The sequence below is a fragment of the Neobacillus sp. WH10 genome (assembly GCF_030123405.1).
Lineage (GTDB): Bacteria > Bacillota > Bacilli > Bacillales > Cytobacillaceae > Neobacillus.
The window spans coordinates 1454484-1476072 of the sequence record NZ_CP126110.1; the positions used below are offsets into that span (position 1 = coordinate 1454484).

Sequence of the window (21589 nt, forward strand, 5' to 3'; positions counted from 1 at the left end):
AGAGATAGGGTGTAGTGCAAAATGATTAAAAAGATAGGTTTTATTGGAGCGGGGAAAATGGCCCAAGCTATGATCGAAGGAATTGTAAAATCTAATATGATTCCTAAAGAAGATATTATGGCAAGTGCGGCAACAGAAAAAACGATAGATAAAATCGTAAGGACACACGGTATAAAAGCATCATTATCTAACATAGACGTTGCAAGGTTTGCAGACATATTGATCCTTGCAGTGAAACCTGACATTCACGGTGCAGTCATTGAAGAAATAAAAAAGAATATTAAACAAAATGCTATCATTGTCACCATTGCAGCAGGAATTACCTTACAGGATATAGAACAGGCATTTGGCTTTCAAGTAAAAACTGTCCGGACAATGCCAAATACACCATCATTAGTTGGTGAAGGAATGAGTGCTATATGTGCAAATGATTATCTTAGCGAGGATGAACTAATTGAGGTGGAGCGTTTGTTCCATTGTTTTGGTAAAACCGAGCGTTTGCAGGAAAAATTCATGGATGCCGTCCCATCCATAAGCGGTTCCTCCCCAGCATATGTTTACATGTTATTAGAGGCAATGGCTGACGGGGGAGTACGTCAAGGAATACCAAGAGATAAAGCTTATCGGCTTGCTGCTCAGGCCGTTTTAGGTGCAGCCAAAATGGTATTAGAGACAGGAATACATCCGGGAGAACTTAAAGATGATGTTTGTACACCTGGCGGCGCAACCATTGAAGCAGTTGCAACGCTGGAGAAGGAGCAATTTCGCGGGGCGATTTTGGCAGCTATGGAGAGCTGTACAAAAAAAGTAACAACACTGAATTAATATATTGAGTTTCGGGTCCTGAAAGTTGGGTCCTGTTTTTATATAGACACATTGCAATTAAGGGGTAGTAATTTTATGTATTTTAATTCGCTTAAACCAGAATTATTAAATCAAAAGAAAAAAACAATATTATTTTCGATTATTGATGATGAGGAATTTATTCGATCGATAATAATAAGGACAATTAAAATGATGAATTTTGACGATTATAAACTCGATTTAATAGAGTTTGAGAGTGGCATTCAATTTTTGGAATCACGCCGCTTAGAAGAATCAGGTGAACATCTTTTAATTTTGGACGGTGTGATGCCAGAAATGGACGGAATGGAAGTTTTAAAAAAGGTGAAAAGTGATAAAAATAGACAGGGGATTTATGTTCTCATGCTTACGGGGAGAAAAAGTGAGCCTGATATTAAGAGGGCATTAACACTCGGTGCAGACGATTATTTGACGAAGCCATTTAGTATTACGGAGCTGCAAGCAAGAATACAACGGTTAATTAAAAGGATTAAATAAGATGCCAAATAATGAATTATTTATCCTTTCAGTTCTAACCATTTCTATTTTATGTATCTTGGTAATTTTATTAGTGTATTTAACGATTCGAAAAGCGATAGATATAAAGAGAAGGGAAAAAATTGAAAAATACAAAGAAATATATAATCCTCTCATTTTTCAATTGCTAACAGAAGGAAGTTATTCAAGGGCATTAACTCCGGAATCGCCCCTTCAGCAAAAGGCAATCGAAGAACTGCTTAGCCGCTATGCAAATGTATTAGAAGGTGAGGAAGAAAGTAAACGTTTAACCGAATTTGCATCAATGCATTTAACTGAATACTATCGAAAGCAGCTTAAAAGTAAAAAGTGGAGTACACGTATGAATACCCTATATCATATTGATGATTTTAATATGATATCACTTTTAGATGATGTTTATGGGTTAACGAAAAAGAATCGACTTTCCCATGAAGAACTAGTACATATCTTAAGAATCCTTGCATTATTTCAATTTCAACCACTATTCCAAATGCTTACCAATAATTATCAGTACCTATCTGAATATGATTACCGTCATATTTTGATTCGCATAGAGAAGCAGCAATTTGATCAGTTTGTTCTTCATTTTTATAAAGCTGAGCTTCCCTTACAGAAGGCCGTTCTTGAAGTTATTTCAATAAAAAGAGAGAGAAGTTATCTTCCCTTCATTGAAAATAGTATTCATAGCAACACAGGAGAAGTAAAGCTAAGGTCTTTAAAGGCATTAGCGGAAATTGGCTATGTGAAAAATATAAATCCATATTTAGATCTACTTTATTCTACTAAATGGGAGGAAAGGATGATAGCTGCTAAATTAATTGGTTCATTAAAAGTAGAAAAAGCAATGCCAGGATTAATAGAGCTTTTGCATGATCAATCGTGGTGGGTTCGTTACCAAGCTGGACAGTCTATCTGTCAATTTGCAAATGGGAAAGATATTTTACGTAAGGTGTTAGAAACATCTAATGATGTTTTCGCAAAAGATATGGCCTGGGAATGGCTGCATAAAGGGGTATAAACGATGCCATTTTTTCAGTGGGAAGATATTGTTACTGCTTTTACTTTGTTCATTGCCGTTTATATGGTGATTGTCATTTTGTTTTACACAGTTATTTTGCTTATTTCGATGTTGCAGCTTCGAAAGGAATATAAACTTGATCGTGTTCAGGTCTATGAAGATTATATGGAGGGAATATATACAAAACCCATTTCGATCATTGTCCCGGCCTATAATGAAGAAGCAGGGATTGTCCATAGTGTACGCTCCTTATTAAGTGTGAATTATCCTGCATTCGAAGTGATTGTTGTGAATGATGGTTCAACTGATCACACCCTCGATAAAATGATAGATCACTATGATATGAAAGAAATAAAAAAAGTTGTTCGAAAACAAATAAACACGAAACCAATAGGAAAGATTTATCAATCCGCCATTTTTTCAAATCTTTTTCTTATCAATAAAGAGAACGGAGGAAAAGCGGATGCACTAAATGTTGGTCTTAATTTTTCTCATTATCCCTATTTTTGCTCTCTTGATGGTGATTCTGTACTCGAACAGGATGCATTTTTAAAGGTGATGAAGCCGATTATCGACTCCAATGAGGAAGTGATTGCTTCCGGAGGCAGTGTAAGGATTGCGAATGGCTGTCAAATTCAAAACGGCCGTATTCAAAAGATTGCCTTATCAGATAAACCTTTAGTTGTCATGCAAATTATTGAGTATTTACGTGCCTTTTTAATGGGAAGAATTGGACTAAGCAGGCACAATCTCTTATTAATTATCTCCGGTGCCTTTGGAGTTTTTTCAAAGAGTTGGGTGGTTGCTGCAGGAGGGTATCGAACTGATACGGTCGGAGAAGATATGGAATTAGTGGTGAGAATGCACCGCCTTTTAAAGGAAAAAGGACAAAAGAAGAAGATTGTCTATGTCCCTGATCCTGTTTGTTGGACAGAGGTACCAGAGGATACTACCTTTTTAAGAAGACAGAGAAGACGTTGGCATAGGGGGCTATTTGAGAGCTTATGGATTCATAGAAAATTAACTTTTAATCCTAAGTATGGTTCAATCGGACTCCTAGCTTTTCCATACTTTTGGATCGTCGAGTTTTTTGGCCCGATAATCGAATTATTCGGATATATTTTTATGCTTCTTTGTTTATTTCTTGGTGGAATCTATATTGAGTTTGCTATTTTATTATTTCTATTATCTTTATTATATGGTTCGATTTTTTCGATGGCAGCAGTTCTTTTAGAGGAATGGAGTTTAACAAAGTATCCAAAGGTATCAGATATCTTTAAGCTATTCCTATATTCTTTAACAGAAACCATTTGGTATAGGCCGATGACTGTTATTTGGCGTTGCGAAGGTATATGGCAAATGCTAAAAGGGGATACAAGCTGGGGAGAAATGAAGAGAAAAGGTGTATCAGAATGAAGAAACAAACCAAATTAATAATCTATGCAGTTCTATTCATTATATTTATGACATGCCCCTTTTGGTTATGGAAAATCGAGCCTTCCAAAAAATTAAATGTATTAATCGTAGATAAAACGGTGCCTAATCCAACATACCGCGAACATAAAGGGCTGGTTTGGATTTTAAACAATGCAAAATACTTTAAAAATGGAGAAAAACCTTATTCTGAAAAACAGGATTATAAGGGATTTGTACCAGAAACTGAAAAAAAATATACGATAGATCCCTTACCTAAGGACTTAAATCAATATGATGTTTTCTATTTGACAGACCAATATGGTGTATATAAAGATGACTTTTATCGAGAGAACCCCTCAGGCAAAAGGTCAGCAAAAATTTATGGTGGCCTTAAATCGAGTGAGGTTAATCAAATTGAAAAAACACTAATTCATTCAAAAGGGAAAACGTTGATCGCGGAATTTAATACGTTTGCAAGTCCAACCTCAGAAACTGCAAAGGCTGAAATTGCTAATTTACTTAATGTTGAATGGTCTGGCTGGATTGGCCGATATTTTTCAGATCTTAATAGTCGGGAAGTACCTGAATGGGTAAAGGATAATTATCAGAAGCAAAACAAAAAATGGACCTTTAATGGAGAAGGTTTTGTTTTTGTCAGCAGCAATGATTATGTTGTGGTGATTGCAAACAAAGATGTGATGGATAATGGGCTCCTGCTTCAATTAACAGATAAGGGAAAAAAACATTTTACCCATGAAATAAAGGGGAAGTACCAGTATTGGTTCGATATTATCGAGCCTATGGATAAGAATGAAGTTTTGGCCTCTTATAAACTGCCGATTTCATCATCTGCAAAGGAAAAGCTTAAAGGATATGGGATTCCAGATCATTTTCCGGCAGTCATTTATCACCAAAATGCAAAGTATTCTTCCTACTATTTTTCTGGAGATTATGCTGATGAGGCAGAAGTGCCTGAAATTTATCAAACGAAGGGCTTTGATACATGGAAAAGAATTTTTGGAGCAAAAGATTCTTTTTACTGGCAAGCGTATGTACCGATGATGAAGGATATTTTAAAAAATGGTCTGAAGCAAGTAAAGACTCAAGAAGAAATTGAAATAGTACAACATGACGGTGTGAAGACAAATAGTAAGACAGGAGATTCTTATATTCAAATCCAAAAGAATGGAAAATGGAAGGACTTTTTAATCAAGGGAGTTAATATGGGAATTGGAAAGCCAGGTTATTTTCCAGGTGAAACAGCGATTACCAAAGAAGAGTATTTCCGTTGGTTTAAGGAAATTGGAGCGATGAATGCCAATGCCATTAGGATTTATACACTTCACCCGCCACAGTTCTACGAGGCATTTTATGAATATAATCAACTGGCGGAAAAACCTTTATACCTGTTCCATGGGACATGGGTAAATGAGGAGAATTTAATCGATACACAGGATGCGTTTGCGAAGGTGAATGTGGATGACGCTAAGCTGGAAATAAAAAATATGATTGATATTATTCATGGGAATGCCAATCTTGCTAAACGTCCTGGACATGCATCAGGTGAATATCAATATGATATTTCCAAGTATGTCCTTGGTTTGATTATTGGAACAGAATGGGATCCAGCAATGGTGACCAATACTAATGTACTTCATGCAGAAGCTGCTCAATTAAAAGGTGATTATTTTAAAACGGAGAATGCCAGCCCGTTTGAGGTTTGGCTTGCGGGCATGATGGACTATGCTGCAGCTTATGAAGCAAATCAATACAACTGGCAGCATTCGATGAGCTTTACGAATTGGGTAACAACCGATTTGTTGAACCATCCTGCCGAACCGCTTGAGAATGAGGACATAGTTTCAATTGACCCGAATCATATTCAGGCTGCAAATTCCTTTCAAGCGGGTCTGTTTGCTTCCTATCATATCTATCCTTACTACCCCGATTTTCTTAACTATGAACAAAAATATCTTGACTATGAGGATGCTAGTGGAAAGAAAAATAATTATGCAGGTTACCTGCATGAGCTTCGCTCCGTTCATCAAATGCCTGTTTTAGTTGCAGAATTTGGTGTGCCGTCATCTAGGGGAATAACCCATAAGAATCCGTATGGGATGAATCAAGGATTTCATTCAGAGAAACAGCAGGGAGAAATTGATAGCCGTTTGTACCAATCGATAGTCTCAGAAGGGTATGCAGGTGGACTTGTTTTTACGTGGCAGGATGAATGGTTTAAGCGAACCTGGAATACGATGGATTTCGATAATCCCGACCGCCGTCCATATTGGAACAATCAGCAAACAAATGAACAGCATTTTGGTTTGCTTGGTTTTGAATCTGGTAAAAGGGGAACAGGAATAGTGGTGGATGGTGTATCCGCCGATTGGGAACTGGCAGGTGTAAAAAAAGGGTATCGGTCTTCAAATAAACAGGAGCCTTTAAGGGAAGTTCGTCTTACATCTGACAGCGGCTATTTGTATTTTTTGATTAAATATAATCGGCCAGTTGAACTAGCAAACCAGGGAGTTTACTTATTGCTTGATACAATCGGCAATCAAGGGCAAACGATGATAGCTTTAAACGATAAAACAAAGGTTCAAACAGATTATGGAATTGATTTTTTCATCAAATTGACAGGGCCGAAGGACTCCAGAATAATGGTCGATAGTTATTATGATTCATTCTATTACCAGTATGCAAAGCTCTTAAACATGATTCGGGAGGAACCATATGCATCCCAAAAGGATAATGGGGTGTTTCATCCCATCCGTCTGGCACTTAATAAAGAACTAACCATTCCTTCTACTAAAACAACGATTGAATTTCAGGATGAAGAAACAGGAGTACTAAGGTTTGGGAATGCCAATCCAGCAAGTGAAAAGTTTGATTCTTTAACGGATATTAGCATTAGCACCGATAAAAAAGTGATTGAAGGCAGGATCCCATGGCAGCTATTGAATTTTAAGGATCCAAGCTTAAAGGAAGTAATGGGTGATTTGTGGAAAAACGGTTTATCAGCTAGCGCTGAAACAAACGGAATACGGGTTGCTGTCGTCGCGACAGAGGACGGTAAGGTTCAACAAACACTTCCCAAATCGGCTAATGGCATGCTTCAGCAAAAAGATGCATATTTATATAACTGGAAAAGCTGGGACAATCCAATATTTCATGAAAGATTAAAGGATTCTTACCAGATGATGGCGGAAATATACGGGACAACCGATTTAATGGAAAGAAAGTAAGGAATAAAAAGAATAAGAATTTCAAAAATACCACCAGTCTAAAAAGACCGGTGGTATTTCCTTAGGGGAAACATAAAGGAGATCGGTAACTGTCTTCATTAATATTTAGCAGAAATACTCAAAAAACCAGAGAAAGTACACTCTGGTTTTTTGAATTAAATGAATAGATTTAAAATGAAATAAGTAAATCCGGCAATTAATGCTGTTATAGGAAGGGTAATAACCCAAGTAATTAACATCCGTTGAGCTGTATCCCACTTTACTCCTTTAAGACGATGTGAAGCACCTACTCCTAGTATACCTGAAGAAATAACATGGGTCGTACTAACAGGTAAATGGATAAATGTCGCACCAAAAATAATAGCGGCACCGGTTAAATCAGCAGCAACACCATTAATTGGACGTATCTTCATAATTTTCCCGCCGACTGTTTTGATAATCTTCCAACCACCAATAGAGGTACCTAAACCCATTGCAATTGCACAAGATAATTGTACCCAAAAAGGAATACCAGCATCAGGATCAAGATATTTATTGGAAACAAGGGCTAAGGTGATGATTCCCATCGACTTTTGAGCATCATTCGTTCCGTGGGAATAAGATTGCAAAGCTGCCGTTGCAATTTGTATATACCGGAAATTTCGGTTCGTTTTTGTTAAATTAAAATTTTTAAAAGCCACTTTAAAAATGCTATACACAATATAGCCTAATGCAAAAGCTAAGATTGGAGAAAGGATAAGTGCTTCAAGGATTTTTATGAAACCACTATAGTTCAGAGCATGAAATCCTTCTGCTACAACCGCTGCACCTGCAATAGATCCAATAATCGCATGGGAAGAACTACTTGGGATCCCGAAATACCAAGTAAGTAAGTTCCAAAAGATAGCCGCAAGTAGTGCAGCTAGAATTACTACCGAGCCATTATGTAATGTAAATGGGTCAACAATATCTTTTGAAACTGTTTTAGCAACACCAGTAAATGTTAGAGCACCAACAAAATTCATTACTGCTGCCAATAAAATGGCTTGGCGGGGTTTTAGTGCTTTAGTTGAAACAGAAGTTGCGATTGCATTTGCTGTATCATGGAAACCATTAATAAAATCAAATGCAAGGGCACCAATAACAATTAAAATGGTTAAAATTAAAACAAGGCTCATTTTTAAGCTCCTTATGCATTTTTCATGATAATGGATTCAAGGGTATTTGCGACTGTCTGACAGCTGTCAGCGATTTCCTCTAGATTTTCATAAATTTCTTTATATTGAATAATGCGGATTGGATCTTTTTCAATAGAAAATAAATGTTTGATCGATTGTCGTAAAATATTATCACATTTTGATTCTAAATCTTTAATTTTAATGGCATGTTCTCGAATTTGAGGTAATTTTTTATTTGAAAGTAATTCAACCGACTTATCGATTTCATGAACACTACCTTGAATTGCTTCTACAAATTTCAACATAAATTCATCTGCTTGCGTCATCGAATACATTTCGAAAAGTGCAGCAGATCCTTCAAGTCCATCAAGCACATCGTCCATGCTCATAGCAAGCTGAAGAATGTCTTCACGTTCAATCGGAGTAATAAATGCATCATTTAATTCTTTAATAACTTCATGAACATATGAATCTCCTTTAGTTTCCAAATCCTTCATTTTCTCTGAGAAAATTTTCAAATCACTAACATTTTTTAATTTGTATTCGGTAAAGAAATTTGCACTTTCTTTAAGGTTAGCGGAAATGTTGCTAAGTAATATTGAAAATTTGTCATTTTTTTTGAAAGCCATTTGATTACCTCCAATTTTTCATTCGTAAGTTGTTCATTAACTTAATCATTTTACTTGAAAAATGTCGAAAAAAGAAATAATTTCTTTACTAAATTTACAAAAACTTAACATTTGAATTTTCTGAATATTTTAATTGATTATAAGTATTTTTTTATTTTTAGCTTGGTATTATTATTTTATGTAAAACAATGCTTTTTAGGATGTTAAAGGGTAAATGGAGAAGTAGATTCATATTCCGTTTTTAAATCTTTTATGAGTATAAATTAGAGAATTGGGTACTTTAAAAGTACAGGCAGCAAGAAAAAACTTTCCACTACTGCCTGCTAATAAACAAAATGACGGATACTAAAAAGGAGTGTTCTATAATGAGCTTCATTTGGTCATTAATTGTAGGTGGAATTATTGGATGGTTGGCAGGGCTTCTTGTTGGAAAGAATATTCCTGGTGGAATTATTGGTAATATCATTGCTGGTTTTGTTGGTGCATGGCTTGGAACAGCGGTTTTTGGCAATTGGGGGCCACGTGTAGCTGATTTTGCAATAATCCCAGCAATTATAGGGGCAGTTGTACTTGTTCTCCTGGTAAGCTTCATTATGCGAGCATTTAGAAAAGCCGATTAAAACAATGGAAATAAAACCATGGATGTAGAAAGCCTCCCAGTCTCGGGAGGCTTTTCCAATTTAAAAGAGGTTATATTGAATAAACGTCGATATTTTTAAAGATATCTAATTGACCGATAATGGGAGCATGACAGACCAACTTTTCTTTAGTCATGGGGTGGCTGAATTCCAGTTTAGCAGCATGCAGTGCCTGCCTTAATATCACTGGCTGTCCCCCATATAATGTATCCCCAACTATTGGGTGTCCTAAGTGACTTAAATGGACTCTGATTTGATGGGTTCTTCCTGTCTCAAGCCAACATTTCATATATGAAAGCTGTTTGTTTTTATCATCTTTTAACAACTGATAATGGGTAATTGCTTCCTGGCCTGTTGGAGAAACCCTTCTTTTCGTCGGATGGTGACGGTCACGGCCGATTGGTTTATTTATTGTCCCTTTTTTTTGCCGAAGCAGTCCATGTACGGCAGCAATATAGGTTCGTTTTATGTCTCGTTTTTCTAACATCTTGTCTAAAATTGCTCCTGCTAACGCATGCTTGGCAAATAGGATTGTCCCTGTGGTATTTTGGTCTAATCGATGAATTTGTCGAATATTTCTTATTTCCCCTTTAGACTGTAAATAAAATGCAGCAGCATTAATAAGTGTATTTGAATCCTTCAAAGGGTTATTAGGATGAGTGTTCATAAATGGCGGCTTATTAATCACTAAAACATGGTCATCTTCAAATAGGATGTCAATATCATAGTAATACGGGATTACTTGGGGATCCTCGTCTTCAAAGAGCTGTATTTGCAGCGTTGTGCCGGGAGTTAGTGGCAAATTCCAATTAATACGGCTGCCATTTACCAAAACCTTATTCTCTGTCCGAAAATGATGAGTTAATTTTTTGGGAGCTTCCCATACCTGACGAAAAATCTCTTCAACTGTTGTGCCTTCCCATTCTTTTGGGACAATAATGTGAAACCACTCGCCTTTACGTACCGTTTTTAACATAATTTCTCCTTTTGTTATCCACTAATTACCACCGTTTATACTTCAGCAGTTATGTTATTCTTATGATATAAAATTCGTCAGAAAAAAGCGATGGCAAAGGTGGGTTACAAGTGAAAATAGTATTTGCCTCGACACCAAGTCAAGAAGAAAAAATTAATGAACTGGTGAGGTACATTTATTCTAATATTTTTCCTCTATATTTTAATGATGAGGAAATTTGTGAGTTTGAGCAGCTAAAGGTTTTGCGTTCTTCTGAAGATTATAGCACGTTAAAAGATGCTTTTCAGGTGATGACGTGCATCCAAACGTTAATATCGATTCTTGAGTCCACACAGCTGGATGAACAATACGAAACGGTATTTAACAAAAATGTTGTAACTCTTAAGGAATTTGGACTATTTTTTCCGTTTGAGTTTGAACAATTTGTAGATGCAAAAAGGTTGAAAAACACGATGATCAGTATATATACTAAGGCAGACAATGAATTGATAATATAGGAAAGAGGACAGCCTGAAATTTTTTCAGGCTTTTTTCTACTATTAGTCTTAAAGGATGAATATTTTTGTTGTATGATGAAATGTGAATGGAATCACTTACATTCTGCAGATATTGTCATCTAAGTTCGTAGGATTTTAGAAGGAGTAACAAAAGGGAACTTAGAAACAATAAATAGTAGACTGAAATAGGAGGGACTTTTTTTGGATTGGAGAGTAATTGCAAATAGTTGGATTGAATTTAAGGGATTAGATCCGGAATTAAAAAATCAATTAGAGGAATTGAAGAAGGATGAAAAGAGTTTAGAAGAGGCTTTTTACAAGAACTTAGAATTTGGAACAGGCGGAATGCGCGGTGAAATAGGTGTTGGAACCAACCGTATGAATATTTACACTGTTCGTAAAGCTTCAGCAGGCTTAGCTGCATACATAGAAGAACATGGTAAAGAAGCAAAACAGCGTGGCGTTGTAATTGCGTATGATTCACGTCATAAATCTCCGGAATTCGCCATGGAGGCTGCTATGACACTCGCAACAAAAGGGATTCAAACATATGTTTTCGATGAACTAAGACCAACTCCGGAACTTTCTTTTGCTTTAAGATACCTAAATGCTTTTTCCGGAATTGTCATTACTGCCAGCCATAATCCACCGGAATATAATGGTTATAAAGTGTACGGGTCAGATGGCGCTCAGCTTGCGCCTAAAGCAGCTGACTTAGTCATTTCAAAGGTAAACGAAATCGAGAATGAATTGTTAATCGAGGTCAACAATGAGGAAAAATTAAAAGAGTCAGGGTTAATTAAAACCATCGGCTCAGAAATTGATCAAGTCTATATTGAAAAACTAAAAACAATTTCAGAGAATCCTGTTCTTGCAGAAGAATCGGATATTAAGATTGTTTTTACTCCTTTACATGGAACGGCAAATAAACCTGTTCGTGCCGCACTAGCTGCATTAGGGTATAAAAATGTAACAGTGGTAAAAGAACAAGAACTGCCAGACCCAGAATTTTCGACAGTAAAGAGTCCGAATCCTGAAGAGCATGCTGCCTTTGAATTAGCCATCCGCGATGGAAAAAAAGTAGGGGCAGACATATTAATTGCGACTGATCCAGATGCAGACCGCTTAGGGATTGCTGTTCCTAATTACGAAGGTGAATATGTCGTTCTCACGGGCAACCAAACTGGAGCGCTATTACTTGATTATCTGCTTTCTCAAAAAAAGGAAAAAGAAACACTGGCGCAAAATGGTGTTATTTTGAAAACAATCGTAACATCTGAAATAGGAAGGAAAATCGCTTCAGCTTACCAATTAGAAACGGTTGATGTATTAACAGGATTTAAGTTTATTGCTGAAAAAATTAAGCAATATGAAACAACAGGTGAGCATACTTTCCTATTTGGTTATGAGGAGTCTTACGGCTATTTAATCGGTGACTTTGCTCGAGATAAGGACGCTGTACAAGCGGCATTGTTGGCAACAGAGGTTTGTGCTTATTATAAAAAACAAGGTATGACCCTTTATGAAGGAATGCAGCAAGTATTTAAAAAATATGGGTATTATCTGGAAGGACTGCACTCCTTAACGTTAAAAGGAAAGGAAGGAGCAGAAATGATCCAGCGTCTTTTGTCCTCCTTCCGTAACGAGCCATTAACCCACCTAGGTGAATTTAAAACTTTTGCAACCGAAGATTATCTGACAGGTATCCGCGTAACGCAAAATGGTGAAGAAAAAATTGATTTACCAAAATCGAATGTCTTGAAATATATTTTTGAGGATGGCTCATGGGTTTGTTTAAGACCATCAGGAACAGAACCAAAAGTGAAATTCTACTTTGGGGTAAATCGAGAAAGTTTTGCTGAAAGTGAATCCAAGCTTCAAGCTATTAAAAAAGAATTTTTGGAGCTAATTGATAAAAAAGTGAAATTGGTTCAAGGAATGTAGTATTTGAACAACCCGTCTTTCGAGGATATTTTCAACATGAAGGGAAGAAATAATATGTTAAAAGACCAAATTGCGATAGTTACTGGTGCATCAAGAGGAATTGGCAAGGAAATCGCAATAAAACTTGCTGAGCAAGGGATGAAAGTAACAATTGTTGGCAGTTCTTCGCAAGTATCGAATACTGCTGAAGAATTAAAGGATATGGGCTTTCCCAATATCCTCCCTGTTCAAGCAGATGTTTCAAATGAAGAGGACTTGAAGGAAGTAGTTAGGAAAACGATTGAAACCTACGGCAAGGTTGATGTTCTTGTAAATAATGCAGGTGTAGGTTTCTTTAAATTAACAGAAGAAGTAACAGTAGAAGAGTGGAAGAGGATTTTTGAAGTGAATGTCCAAGGTGTGTTCTTGGCTACAAAGGCAGTCCTTCCACATATGAAGGAGAGGAAGTCCGGAACAATAATTAATATCTCTTCTGATGTTGCCCGCTACACAATCCCAAATGGTGCGGCCTATACCGCAACTAAATATGCAGTCCAAGGTTTTTCCGGATCGGTTGCCCAGGAAGTACGCGAATACGGTATCCGCGTCGGCACCATCAATCCCGGAATGGTAGATACTTATTTTGCAGAATCAACTCAAGGCTTACCAGATAAAAAAGACTGGCTAAAGGTCGAGGACATCGCAAATGCCGTAGTTTATATGGCGTCCGCTCCAAAGCATATGCTGATTGATGAAATCGTTTTACACCCATTCGTTCAAGAATACCCAATCGCGTAAAAAAAGCGAAAGCGCCCATTTATTTTTATACTGATATTTTTCCTAAGAAAAACGGCTTCCAACGAGGAAGCCGTTTTTTGGTGGAATTCTTTGGCCCGGTTGTAAAAAATTTTCTCAACAAAAACGGTATCCGCTTTATTTTTTAGGAAAGACTATACATCGGTATCCCTTTTACATCTGGTTCTACGTTTTCGTTAGCATGGTCGATGTAACGAAGAAGACTATAAAGTTTCGTTTCAATTACAGTGTAGTCACGTTCAAAATTGTAGGCATGGAGAAATTGTTCAATCTTTTTTGATAAAAATTGGTCCTTAGTCCGTACCATTAAAATCAGTAAATTATCCCATTCTGATCGGTGCGTATAGTATAAAGCTCGGTCGTAGTCCAATTTATTCATTTGTCTTTTCTCCTCCTTATTAGGAGTTGAGATTATTGTATGACATTCTGACGATAACTTTCACAGAAAATGTTGGACACCCAATGATTCCGCTGTTTTCAACATTTACCTGAATAAATAATGGTCTTTTAGTAAAAAGGGGGGGTTTAATGGCTAAATTCATTAGTATCCTTCTTGTTGTCTTTTTTTTATTTGAAACAGCAACACAGGCAAAAAAGATGAAAGTGGAAAAACCATATTCTTATGAACAGTTGGAGCAAGATCTTGAAAAAATACAGAAAAAATATAAAAGGCATATTGAGATAAAATCAATTGGAACAACCCACTTTGGAAAGAATATTTGGGGAATTAAGATCGGGAAGGGCAAAAAAAATATCGTATTAATTGGTGCACATCATGGACGTGAATGGCTTACGAGTGCACTTTTGATGAAAATGCTTGAGTCCTATGCTGAAGCATATCAAGGTTCGGGGAAAATCGGATTTACTTCCACAAATATTCTTAATGAAGTTTCTATTTGGTTTATACCAATGTTAAATCCAGACGGTGTAAACATTCAACAAAATAACATGACAGGGTTTCCAGCTATGCATATACAACGATTGTTGATCATGAATGAAGGATTAAACCACTTTGAAAGATGGAAAGCCAATGGCATGGGTATAGACTTAAACAGACAATACCCAGCAGGGTGGAAAGGACTAAATCAAGAACCAGGAGAACCTAGTTATAAATTTTATAAAGGGAAAAAGCCACTCGAAGCTAAGGAAGTAATCGCTTTAACCAAATTTATTAAAGAAATTAACCCTTCTATTGCCATAGCCTATCATACAGCTGGAAGAGAAATTTTTTGGAATTATAAAAATGGTAAATATCTTAAAAGGGATTATAAAGTAGCTAAAAAAGTCGCTAATTTAACTGGCTATAAATTAGCGAAACCTGATCCGGATGCAGTGGGTGGAGGATTTACCGATTGGTTTATTACAACATATCACAGACCAGCCATGACGATTGAAATTAGCTATCTTGTTGGTGAAACAAGCCCTCCCCTAGCTGTTTTAAAAAAAGAATGGGAACGAAACAAATATGTTGGCCTTAAGTTGGCAAAAGAAGCAAGAAAAATTGACGAAAAAAATCATAATGGTTCATTCTCCAGGGAAAGCTAAATTTATCAGAAATTAAGGTGGTAATGGGGATGAAAAAATATTTAGCAGCTATCCTGATTATGTGTTCTCTTATTATTAACTTTCAGAAGCCAGGATTTGCTCAAAAACCTGATTATGAAAAATACGGTCGAATTGCAATGGCAGTCATCAAGGAAGATTTTCCAGGGGAGCCAGTTCGGGACTACGAATATCTAGGCAGAAAAAAAATTAATGATATGAAGGTGGAAGATGGATTTAGGTTCAAAGTACAAGAAAAAATCAGATTTTCTTTGTGATAATTAGAGTAAATCATGATATAAGAAATAATAAACTTCTTAATTTAACGGTTGAGACCCAAAAACAATAAGCGAGATTGCTTATTGTTTTTTGCTTCTTTCTCATCATTCCCGCCTTAGCCTCATACATTGTGGTAAGAGGAAAAGGGGGAGTGGCGAATGAATGTTGAAGGTCGAAAGCAGCTTGAATATGCCATTAGTGAAATTACTGAAATCGCAAGCGGCTTTGGTTTGGATTATTATCCGATGCGTTACGAAATTTGTCCATCTGAAATTATTTATACCTTTGGAGCCTATGGAATGCCGACCCGATTTTCACATTGGAGCTTCGGGAAGCAATTTCATAAAATGAAACTGCATTATGATTTAGGACTTAGCAAAATATATGAACTTGTTATTAACTCAAATCCATGTTATGCCTTTTTACTTGATTCTAATACCCTTATTCAAAATAAACTGATTGTTGCTCACGTATTAGCCCATTGTGATTTCTTTAAGAATAACGTTCGCTTCCAAAATACAAAGCGGGATATGGTCGAAAGTATGGCAGCAACAGCAGAAAGAATCCATCAATATGAAATCCAATATGGAAAAAGGGAAGTAGAAACCTTTTTAGACGCTGTGTTGGCTATTGACGAACATATTGACCCATCGCTCATGAGGCCAAAGCTTTCCTGGTCCATTGGAGACGATGAGGATGATGAAGATGATGAACATCAAGTGGTAACGCCCTATGATGATCTTTGGAAGCTGGATGAAAAAGATAAAAAGGAGACCATTCAACCAAGGAAAAAGAAATTTCCCCCAAGACCTGAAAAGGACTTATTACTATTTATCGAGACCTACAGCAGAGAGCTTGAAGATTGGCAGCGGGATGTCCTAACAATGATGAGGGAAGAAATGCTCTACTTCTGGCCCCAGCTTGAAACAAAAATCATGAATGAGGGATGGGCTTCGTATTGGCACCAACGAATTTTACGGGAAATGGATTTAACAAGTGGTGAATCTATCGAATTCGCAAAATTGAATGCCGGGGTTGTTCAGCCATCCAAAACAGGGATAAACCCATATTATCTTGGTATAAAAATCTTTGAGGACATCGAAGAACGGTATAATAACCCAACAGAGGAAATGAAGCGTAGAGGAGTACAGCCAGGTTCGGGCAGGGAAAAAATGTTTGAAGTTCGAGAAGTTGAATCGGACATTTCTTTTCTTCGCAACTACCTAAATAAGGATCTCGTCATGAGAGAAGATATGTATCTTTTCCAAAAGCAAGGACGAGATTATAAAATTGTTGATAAAGAGTGGGAGCATATCCGAGACCAGCTCGTGAATATGCGGGTAAACGGGGGATTTCCATATATTACGGTCAATGATGGCGACTATTTGAAAAATGGTGAGCTATACTTAAAACACTGGTATGAGGGTATCGAACTTGATGTAAAATACCTTGAAAAGGTACTCCCTTATATTCAGCAGCTGTGGGGCAGACCGGTTCATATCGAAACAATTATTGAAGAAAGAAAAATGCTTTTTTCTTATGATGGGAAGGGCGTTCATAGGAAGTATTTATAAGGTGAAACTTCAATCAGAGGAAGAGCTTACTGCCTGTTAATGCGGAATAATAACATGAGAGGATGTCTCCAATAGGTTAGACCTGTTGGAGACATCCTCTTAAAGCTGTTTATTATAGGGAGGAAAGTTCTTTTTCTAATGCATTTTCTACTGTTACATAATCATAACCAAGATCTTTTGCTACCGCTTCGTAAGTGATTTCTCCATTGGCAACATTCACACCAAGTTTTAAAGCAGCATTTTCAGAAATGGCTTTGAAAACCCCTTTATTTGCGATTTGCAATGCGTATGGTACCGTAACGTTTGTTAGGGCGATGGTCGAAGTTCTTGGAACAGCACCAGGCATATTTGCAACAGAATAGTGGACAACACCATGTTTTACAAATATAGGGTTGTCATGTGTTGTTACATGATCAGAGGTTTCAACAATTCCACCTTGGTCAATCGCAACATCGACAATAACTGAACCTGGCTTCATTGATTTAACCATTTCTTCTGAAACAAGTTTAGGAGCCTTAGCACCTGGAATTAATACAGCACCAATAAGAAGATCGGCTTCTGCAACTGCTTCCGAGATGTTAAATGGATTAGACATTAATGTTTTGATCTGATTTCCGAAAATGTCATCCAGCTGGCGCAAACGGTCAGCGCTTAAATCGATAATGGTTACATCAGCACCTAAACCAATTGCCATTTTAGCAGCGTTGGTACCAACAATACCGCCGCCGATAATCGTGACCTTGCCGCGATTTACACCCGGTACGCCTGCAAGCAGAATTCCTTGGCCCCCGTTATTTTTTTGCAAGAATTGTGCCCCAATTTGGGCAGCCATACGGCCGGCAACTTCACTCATTGGTGTTAGAAGTGGAAGAGTTCTATTTACCGCAACTGTTTCATAAGCGATCGCGATAACACCATTCTCTTTAAGTGCTTTTGCTAATGAAGGCTCTGCCGCAAGGTGTAAATAAGTAAATAAAATTAATCCTGGACGGAAGTATTGATATTCACTTGATAGTGGTTCTTTAACTTTCATAATCATTTCTGATTTAGCCCAGACATGTTCAGCGCTTTCAAGAATCTCAGCACCAGCTTTTGCATAATCATCATTTGTGAAACCGCTTCCAATTCCGGCGTCTTTTTCCACTAATACAGCATGACCAGCATTCAGTAATGAAACGACACCTGCCGGCGTAAGTGCTACACGATTTTCATTGTTTTTAATTTCTTTAGGTACTCCAATAAACATATTCCGAATTCCTCCCTTAATACCTTTGAAGTATTTTACTATGGATAAAGTATAAAATGTTTGCCACAGAATTTCTTTGTTAAGAAAGGAGAAATATTTTTATTGTTTTTGGGGATTTTCACAAAATGTTCAAATCCCATTATATTTTTCGAGTTTCAAATCAAGGTAAAGGATCATTTTTTGGTTTGGATCTTTGAAATTAACATCTCCAATTTCAGTGATTCGCTTTAACCGATAATTAAGTGTGTTGGCATGGACATTTAATTCTTTGGCTGCATCATTAATATTGTTATCTAGATTTAAAAACACCTCTAATGTTTCGACAAGATTACTGTTATGCTTTTTGTCATACTGATGGAGACGTTTTAAAGAGTAATTTTCATAGTCCTCATTTCGTCTTTTTTCTAGAATAAGTTCAAAAAGCTGGTAAATTCCTAGCTTCTGATAATTATAAATGTCCATTGTCTCCATTGGGAATTTTTCTTTAATCGACAAAACCGCCAATGCTTCTCCAAAAGCTTTGCCGATTAATTGATAATCCATATAAATACTGCTATATACAGGAGTGATTTCCTTAATTCCGTATCGATCATCCATCTTCCAAATAAATGTCTGGACAAAATGGTCAAGCTCATGAAAAGGTTTATCGATATTGGTTGCGGATACTAATAGAATAAGTTGATTGCAGTCAATTGTATTAAGCATAATTTTCAAACGTTGGTTTGTTTTTAACAGATAGGATATTGACTGCTCCTCTTTGCTTGTGATATTTTGCCGAAATTGAAATACGACAACGGCAAAGGATGGGGCGGGCGTGATTTGCATTGATTGGAATTTTTCGGTGATTTCCTTTTCACCCTTTAGATGGCCAGTTAATAGTTTCCAGAAGAATTCTTGTGAATGCTCTTCTTTTTTATTTTTTCTCGTTTGCAGCTGCAGAAGTTTATTCTTTGCTGCATCTGCCGCTTTTTTTAGTAAATCAAAATCTTCATCTGTTAATCTTTTATCAATTTCTATCGCCCATATAAACCCTAAAACCTCGTCTTGCTTCCAAATAGAGATCGCCACTCTATTATTAAGTCCAATATCATTCATATTTTTCACGCGAATAGGGTCCCGGGTCCTAAGTAGTGTTGGAATTGTTCCTTCTTTCCATAATTGATTGATAACCTTTTCCGGTACTCTTCTGCCAATAATTGTAGAAACTCTTGCAGGATCGGTGCGTTCATCATGCGTACTGTAAGCAAGAAGGCGATGGTTTGCATCCTCTATTGTAATTGGGCACTTCAAAACTTGGCTAATGAGGTCGGCGAACTCATCTAAACTTTCAAAAGCAGTTTTAAAGGGGTCATGTTGTCTAGCATTCAAAATGAAAACCTCCACTATATATATATATAGAACTATTTTAGTTTATTTTTTTTGATTAGCAAAAAAATATTATGTTGTCTTTGTTTAATTTTACAAAAAAAAAATAAAAATTTCTTGTTTTTTAACAAAAAAAGATTGTTCACAATAATGTTAAAATGTTTTCATGAAATGTTCAAAAAAATAAAAATTTGAACTATTCTTATTTGAAAGCGCTAACAATATAAAGGAAGGGAGAAAAATAATTTTTTGTAGTATATAATAAATAATATTATTTTTATCCTAAGAAAGTTATAAATATTTTTTCTCTTTTCTTTATAGTAGAAAATGAGAGCAAAGGATAAGTGGGATGGATGAGAAATTAGAAGTTTGTTAATCAGGGGGAGATTACTATATGAGTAAAAACACTCATGGAAAAGAACTTCAACGCGGTTTAGAAGAAAGACATATTACATTAATGTCTCTAGGGGCAGCAATTGGGGTTGGATTATTTCTTGGGTCGGCAACCGCAATTAAAATGGCTGGACCGGGTATTTTGTTAGGGTATGCTGCTAGTGGAGTAATCATGTTTTTTATCATGAGAGCTTTAGGAGAGATGGCGATTCAAAAACCAGTGGCAGGCTCATTTAGTAAATATGCTCGTGATTACTTAGGACCGCTTGCGGGGTATATTACCGGTTGGAACTATTGGTTTTTATGGGTTGTTACCTGTATGGCCGAGATTACAGCTGTAGGCATTTACATGGAATATTGGTTCCCGAATGTTCCGAGATGGATTTGGGCGCTGTCAGCACTAGTGATTATGGCAGCAGTAAACTTCCTTGCGGTAAAGGCATACGGGGAATTAGAATTCTGGTTTGCCCTTATTAAAATTATCACGATTATTGCGATGATTGCAATTGGCGCCGGAATGATTTTCTTTGGCTTTGGTAATGGCGGAATTGCCACTGGTATTAAAAATTTATGGGATCATGGCGGTTTTTTTCCAAATGGAATAAAAGGTGTCTTACTATCATTGCAAATGGTTATGTTTGCTTATCTTGGTATTGAAATGATTGGGGTTACGGCAGGAGAGGTAAAAAATCCAGAAAAAACCCTATCTAGAGCAATAGATACTGTATTTTGGCGAATCCTCATTTTTTATGTTGGTGCCTTGTTTGTCATCATGTCTATCTATCCTTGGGAAGAAATTGGAACAAAAGGAAGCCCGTTTGTGCTAACCTTTGAAAAAATCGGAATACCAGGTGCAGCCGGAATAATTAACTTTGTTGTACTCACTGCAGCACTTTCATCTTGTAATAGTGGGATTTTTAGTACGGCTCGGATGTTATTTAACCTTGCTGAGCATGGTGAAGCACCACGCAACTTTGGAAAAGTAACAAAAACTGGAGTTCCAGGGGCAGCGGTGTTGGCTTCTGCAGGTGCACTTCTAATTGGAGTAATGTTAAATTACATTGTTCCTGCAAAAGTTTTTACATGGGTTACAAGTATTGCTACCTTTGGGGCCATTTGGACTTGGGGAATCATTCTGTTGTCGCAAATTCGTTATCGTAAAACCTTAAAACCGAGTGAAGCGAGATCTTTGAAATATAGAATGCCGTTATTCCCATATACTTCTTATATTGCTTTAGCCTTTTTAGCCTTTGTAATTGGGTTGATGGCTTATAATCCTGATACTAGAATTGCTTTGGTGATCGGACCACTTTTCCTAATCTTCTTGGTTGTGGTTTATTATATAAAAGGCTTTCATAAACGAGACTCAATCAATACTACATCTAAAAAACGAGTTGGCTAAGTTTATTACTCAAACATCAATAAAGCAGAGGGTTCTAAAATAATGGAGCCCTCTGCTTTTTTCTTGCCCGATAGGAAAGTAAAACTTTCCTATCGGACATAAGTGCACTAT

19 protein-coding genes are annotated in these 21589 nt (G+C 36.7%); 13 read left to right on the plus strand and 6 right to left on the minus strand.

The features are described 5' to 3' along the window. The first annotated feature begins 21 nt into the window (after nucleotides 1–21). From proC to QNH20_RS06805, 5 genes are all read left to right on the plus strand, one after another. Nucleotides 22–825 carry a pyrroline-5-carboxylate reductase gene (proC, locus tag QNH20_RS06785; protein ID WP_283922133.1) on the plus strand — a complete coding sequence of 268 codons (804 nt, stop codon included), beginning with the start codon at nucleotides 22–24 and terminating at the stop codon, nucleotides 823–825. Between the two features lie 75 nt (nucleotides 826–900). Further along, nucleotides 901–1341, plus strand: coding sequence for a response regulator transcription factor (locus QNH20_RS06790; protein ID WP_283922134.1), 441 nt, complete (start codon nucleotides 901–903; stop codon nucleotides 1339–1341). A 1-nt stretch (nucleotide 1342) separates the two neighbouring features. After that, nucleotides 1343–2380, plus strand: coding sequence for a HEAT repeat domain-containing protein (locus tag QNH20_RS06795; protein ID WP_283922135.1), 1038 nt, complete (start codon nucleotides 1343–1345; stop codon nucleotides 2378–2380). Between the two features lie 3 nt (nucleotides 2381–2383). Next, complete coding sequence (locus QNH20_RS06800; RefSeq protein WP_283922136.1) at nucleotides 2384–3796, plus strand: glycosyltransferase family 2 protein; 1413 nt, start codon at nucleotides 2384–2386, stop codon at nucleotides 3794–3796. Further along, nucleotides 3793–7041 carry a hypothetical protein gene (locus tag QNH20_RS06805; protein ID WP_283922137.1) on the plus strand — a complete coding sequence of 1083 codons (3249 nt, stop codon included), beginning with the start codon at nucleotides 3793–3795 and terminating at the stop codon, nucleotides 7039–7041. The genes QNH20_RS06800 and QNH20_RS06805 overlap by 4 nt, the downstream gene beginning before the upstream one ends. Before the next feature lie 155 nt (nucleotides 7042–7196). Here the strand turns inward: QNH20_RS06805 and QNH20_RS06810 are convergent, their stop codons facing one another. Next, entirely contained in the window at nucleotides 7197–8198 is a 1002-nt protein-coding gene (locus QNH20_RS06810; RefSeq protein WP_283922138.1) for an inorganic phosphate transporter, read from the minus strand. Nucleotides 8199–8209: 11 nt separating this feature from the next. Next, nucleotides 8210–8827, minus strand: coding sequence for a DUF47 domain-containing protein (locus tag QNH20_RS06815; RefSeq protein WP_283922139.1), 618 nt, complete (start codon nucleotides 8825–8827; stop codon nucleotides 8210–8212). Nucleotides 8828–9192: 365 nt separating this feature from the next. On the opposite strand from QNH20_RS06815, the gene QNH20_RS06820 reads away from it, so the two are divergent. Continuing rightward, complete coding sequence (locus tag QNH20_RS06820; RefSeq protein ID WP_283922140.1) at nucleotides 9193–9447, plus strand: GlsB/YeaQ/YmgE family stress response membrane protein; 255 nt, start codon at nucleotides 9193–9195, stop codon at nucleotides 9445–9447. 70 nt (nucleotides 9448–9517) lie between these two features. Here the strand turns inward: QNH20_RS06820 and QNH20_RS06825 are convergent, their stop codons facing one another. After that, nucleotides 9518–10441 (minus strand): RluA family pseudouridine synthase, encoded by a 924-nt coding sequence (locus QNH20_RS06825; protein ID WP_283922141.1) that lies wholly within the window; start codon nucleotides 10439–10441, stop codon nucleotides 9518–9520. A 110-nt stretch (nucleotides 10442–10551) separates the two neighbouring features. On the opposite strand from QNH20_RS06825, the gene QNH20_RS06830 reads away from it, so the two are divergent. The 3 genes from QNH20_RS06830 to QNH20_RS06840 all read left to right on the plus strand — a co-directional run bounded on the left by QNH20_RS06830 (nucleotide 10552) and on the right by QNH20_RS06840 (nucleotide 13659). After that, nucleotides 10552–10938 carry a YhcU family protein gene (locus QNH20_RS06830; RefSeq protein WP_283922142.1) on the plus strand — a complete coding sequence of 129 codons (387 nt, stop codon included), beginning with the start codon at nucleotides 10552–10554 and terminating at the stop codon, nucleotides 10936–10938. A gap of 201 nt (nucleotides 10939–11139) precedes the next feature. After that, nucleotides 11140–12882 (plus strand): phospho-sugar mutase, encoded by a 1743-nt coding sequence (locus QNH20_RS06835; RefSeq protein WP_283922143.1) that lies wholly within the window; start codon nucleotides 11140–11142, stop codon nucleotides 12880–12882. Between the two features lie 54 nt (nucleotides 12883–12936). Continuing rightward, a complete protein-coding gene (locus QNH20_RS06840) occupies nucleotides 12937–13659 on the plus strand; it encodes an SDR family oxidoreductase (protein WP_283922144.1) in 723 nt (240 codons plus the stop codon). Between the two features lie 142 nt (nucleotides 13660–13801). On the opposite strand, the gene QNH20_RS06845 is transcribed toward QNH20_RS06840, so the two are convergent. Next, nucleotides 13802–14056, minus strand: a complete 255-nt coding sequence (locus tag QNH20_RS06845) for a YhdB family protein (protein ID WP_283922145.1) — start codon at nucleotides 14054–14056, stop codon at nucleotides 13802–13804. Nucleotides 14057–14205: 149 nt separating this feature from the next. On the opposite strand from QNH20_RS06845, the gene QNH20_RS06850 reads away from it, so the two are divergent. From QNH20_RS06850 to QNH20_RS06860, 3 genes are all read left to right on the plus strand, one after another. After that, complete coding sequence (locus tag QNH20_RS06850; RefSeq protein WP_283922146.1) at nucleotides 14206–15222, plus strand: M14 family zinc carboxypeptidase; 1017 nt, start codon at nucleotides 14206–14208, stop codon at nucleotides 15220–15222. 29 nt (nucleotides 15223–15251) lie between these two features. Continuing rightward, on the plus strand, nucleotides 15252–15497 hold the full coding sequence (locus tag QNH20_RS06855; protein ID WP_283922147.1) for a DUF3889 domain-containing protein: 246 nt from the start codon (nucleotides 15252–15254) through the stop codon (nucleotides 15495–15497). 159 nt (nucleotides 15498–15656) lie between these two features. Continuing rightward, nucleotides 15657–17072, plus strand: a complete 1416-nt coding sequence (locus QNH20_RS06860; protein ID WP_283922148.1) for a SpoVR family protein — start codon at nucleotides 15657–15659, stop codon at nucleotides 17070–17072. A gap of 112 nt (nucleotides 17073–17184) precedes the next feature. Here the strand turns inward: QNH20_RS06860 and ald are convergent, their stop codons facing one another. Together ald and QNH20_RS06870 are read right to left on the minus strand one after the other, a co-directional pair. Then, nucleotides 17185–18318, minus strand: coding sequence for an alanine dehydrogenase (gene ald / locus QNH20_RS06865; RefSeq protein ID WP_283922149.1), 1134 nt, complete (start codon nucleotides 18316–18318; stop codon nucleotides 17185–17187). A 129-nt stretch (nucleotides 18319–18447) separates the two neighbouring features. Further along, nucleotides 18448–19686 (minus strand): PucR family transcriptional regulator, encoded by a 1239-nt coding sequence (locus tag QNH20_RS06870; RefSeq protein WP_283922150.1) that lies wholly within the window; start codon nucleotides 19684–19686, stop codon nucleotides 18448–18450. 391 nt (nucleotides 19687–20077) lie between these two features. Between QNH20_RS06870 and alaP the strand changes: the two genes are divergently transcribed. Next, complete coding sequence (alaP, locus tag QNH20_RS06875; protein WP_283922151.1) at nucleotides 20078–21478, plus strand: alanine permease AlaP; 1401 nt, start codon at nucleotides 20078–20080, stop codon at nucleotides 21476–21478. Nucleotides 21479–21589 lie beyond the last annotated feature (111 nt).

Bases quoted from the DNA above. Each gene is read 5' to 3' on its own strand.
- proC (WP_283922133.1), top strand. From the start codon at position 22: ATGATTAAAAAGATAGGTTTTATTGGAGCGGGGAAAATGGCCCAAGCT.
- QNH20_RS06790 (WP_283922134.1), top strand. From the start codon at position 901: ATGTATTTTAATTCGCTTAAACCAGAATTATTAAATCAAAAGAAAAAA.
- QNH20_RS06795 (WP_283922135.1), top strand. From the start codon at position 1,343: ATGCCAAATAATGAATTATTTATCCTTTCAGTTCTAACCATTTCTATT.
- QNH20_RS06800 (WP_283922136.1), top strand. From the start codon at position 2,384: ATGCCATTTTTTCAGTGGGAAGATATTGTTACTGCTTTTACTTTGTTC.
- QNH20_RS06805 (WP_283922137.1), top strand. From the start codon at position 3,793: ATGAAGAAACAAACCAAATTAATAATCTATGCAGTTCTATTCATTATA.
- QNH20_RS06810 (WP_283922138.1), bottom strand. From the start codon at position 8,198: ATGAGCCTTGTTTTAATTTTAACCATTTTAATTGTTATTGGTGCCCTT.
- QNH20_RS06815 (WP_283922139.1), bottom strand. From the start codon at position 8,827: ATGGCTTTCAAAAAAAATGACAAATTTTCAATATTACTTAGCAACATT.
- QNH20_RS06820 (WP_283922140.1), top strand. From the start codon at position 9,193: ATGAGCTTCATTTGGTCATTAATTGTAGGTGGAATTATTGGATGGTTG.
- QNH20_RS06825 (WP_283922141.1), bottom strand. From the start codon at position 10,441: ATGTTAAAAACGGTACGTAAAGGCGAGTGGTTTCACATTATTGTCCCA.
- QNH20_RS06840 (WP_283922144.1), top strand. From the start codon at position 12,937: ATGTTAAAAGACCAAATTGCGATAGTTACTGGTGCATCAAGAGGAATT.
- QNH20_RS06845 (WP_283922145.1), bottom strand. From the start codon at position 14,056: ATGAATAAATTGGACTACGACCGAGCTTTATACTATACGCACCGATCA.
- QNH20_RS06850 (WP_283922146.1), top strand. From the start codon at position 14,206: ATGGCTAAATTCATTAGTATCCTTCTTGTTGTCTTTTTTTTATTTGAA.
- QNH20_RS06855 (WP_283922147.1), top strand. From the start codon at position 15,252: ATGAAAAAATATTTAGCAGCTATCCTGATTATGTGTTCTCTTATTATT.
- QNH20_RS06860 (WP_283922148.1), top strand. From the start codon at position 15,657: ATGAATGTTGAAGGTCGAAAGCAGCTTGAATATGCCATTAGTGAAATT.
- ald (WP_283922149.1), bottom strand. From the start codon at position 18,318: ATGTTTATTGGAGTACCTAAAGAAATTAAAAACAATGAAAATCGTGTA.
- alaP (WP_283922151.1), top strand. From the start codon at position 20,078: ATGAGTAAAAACACTCATGGAAAAGAACTTCAACGCGGTTTAGAAGAA.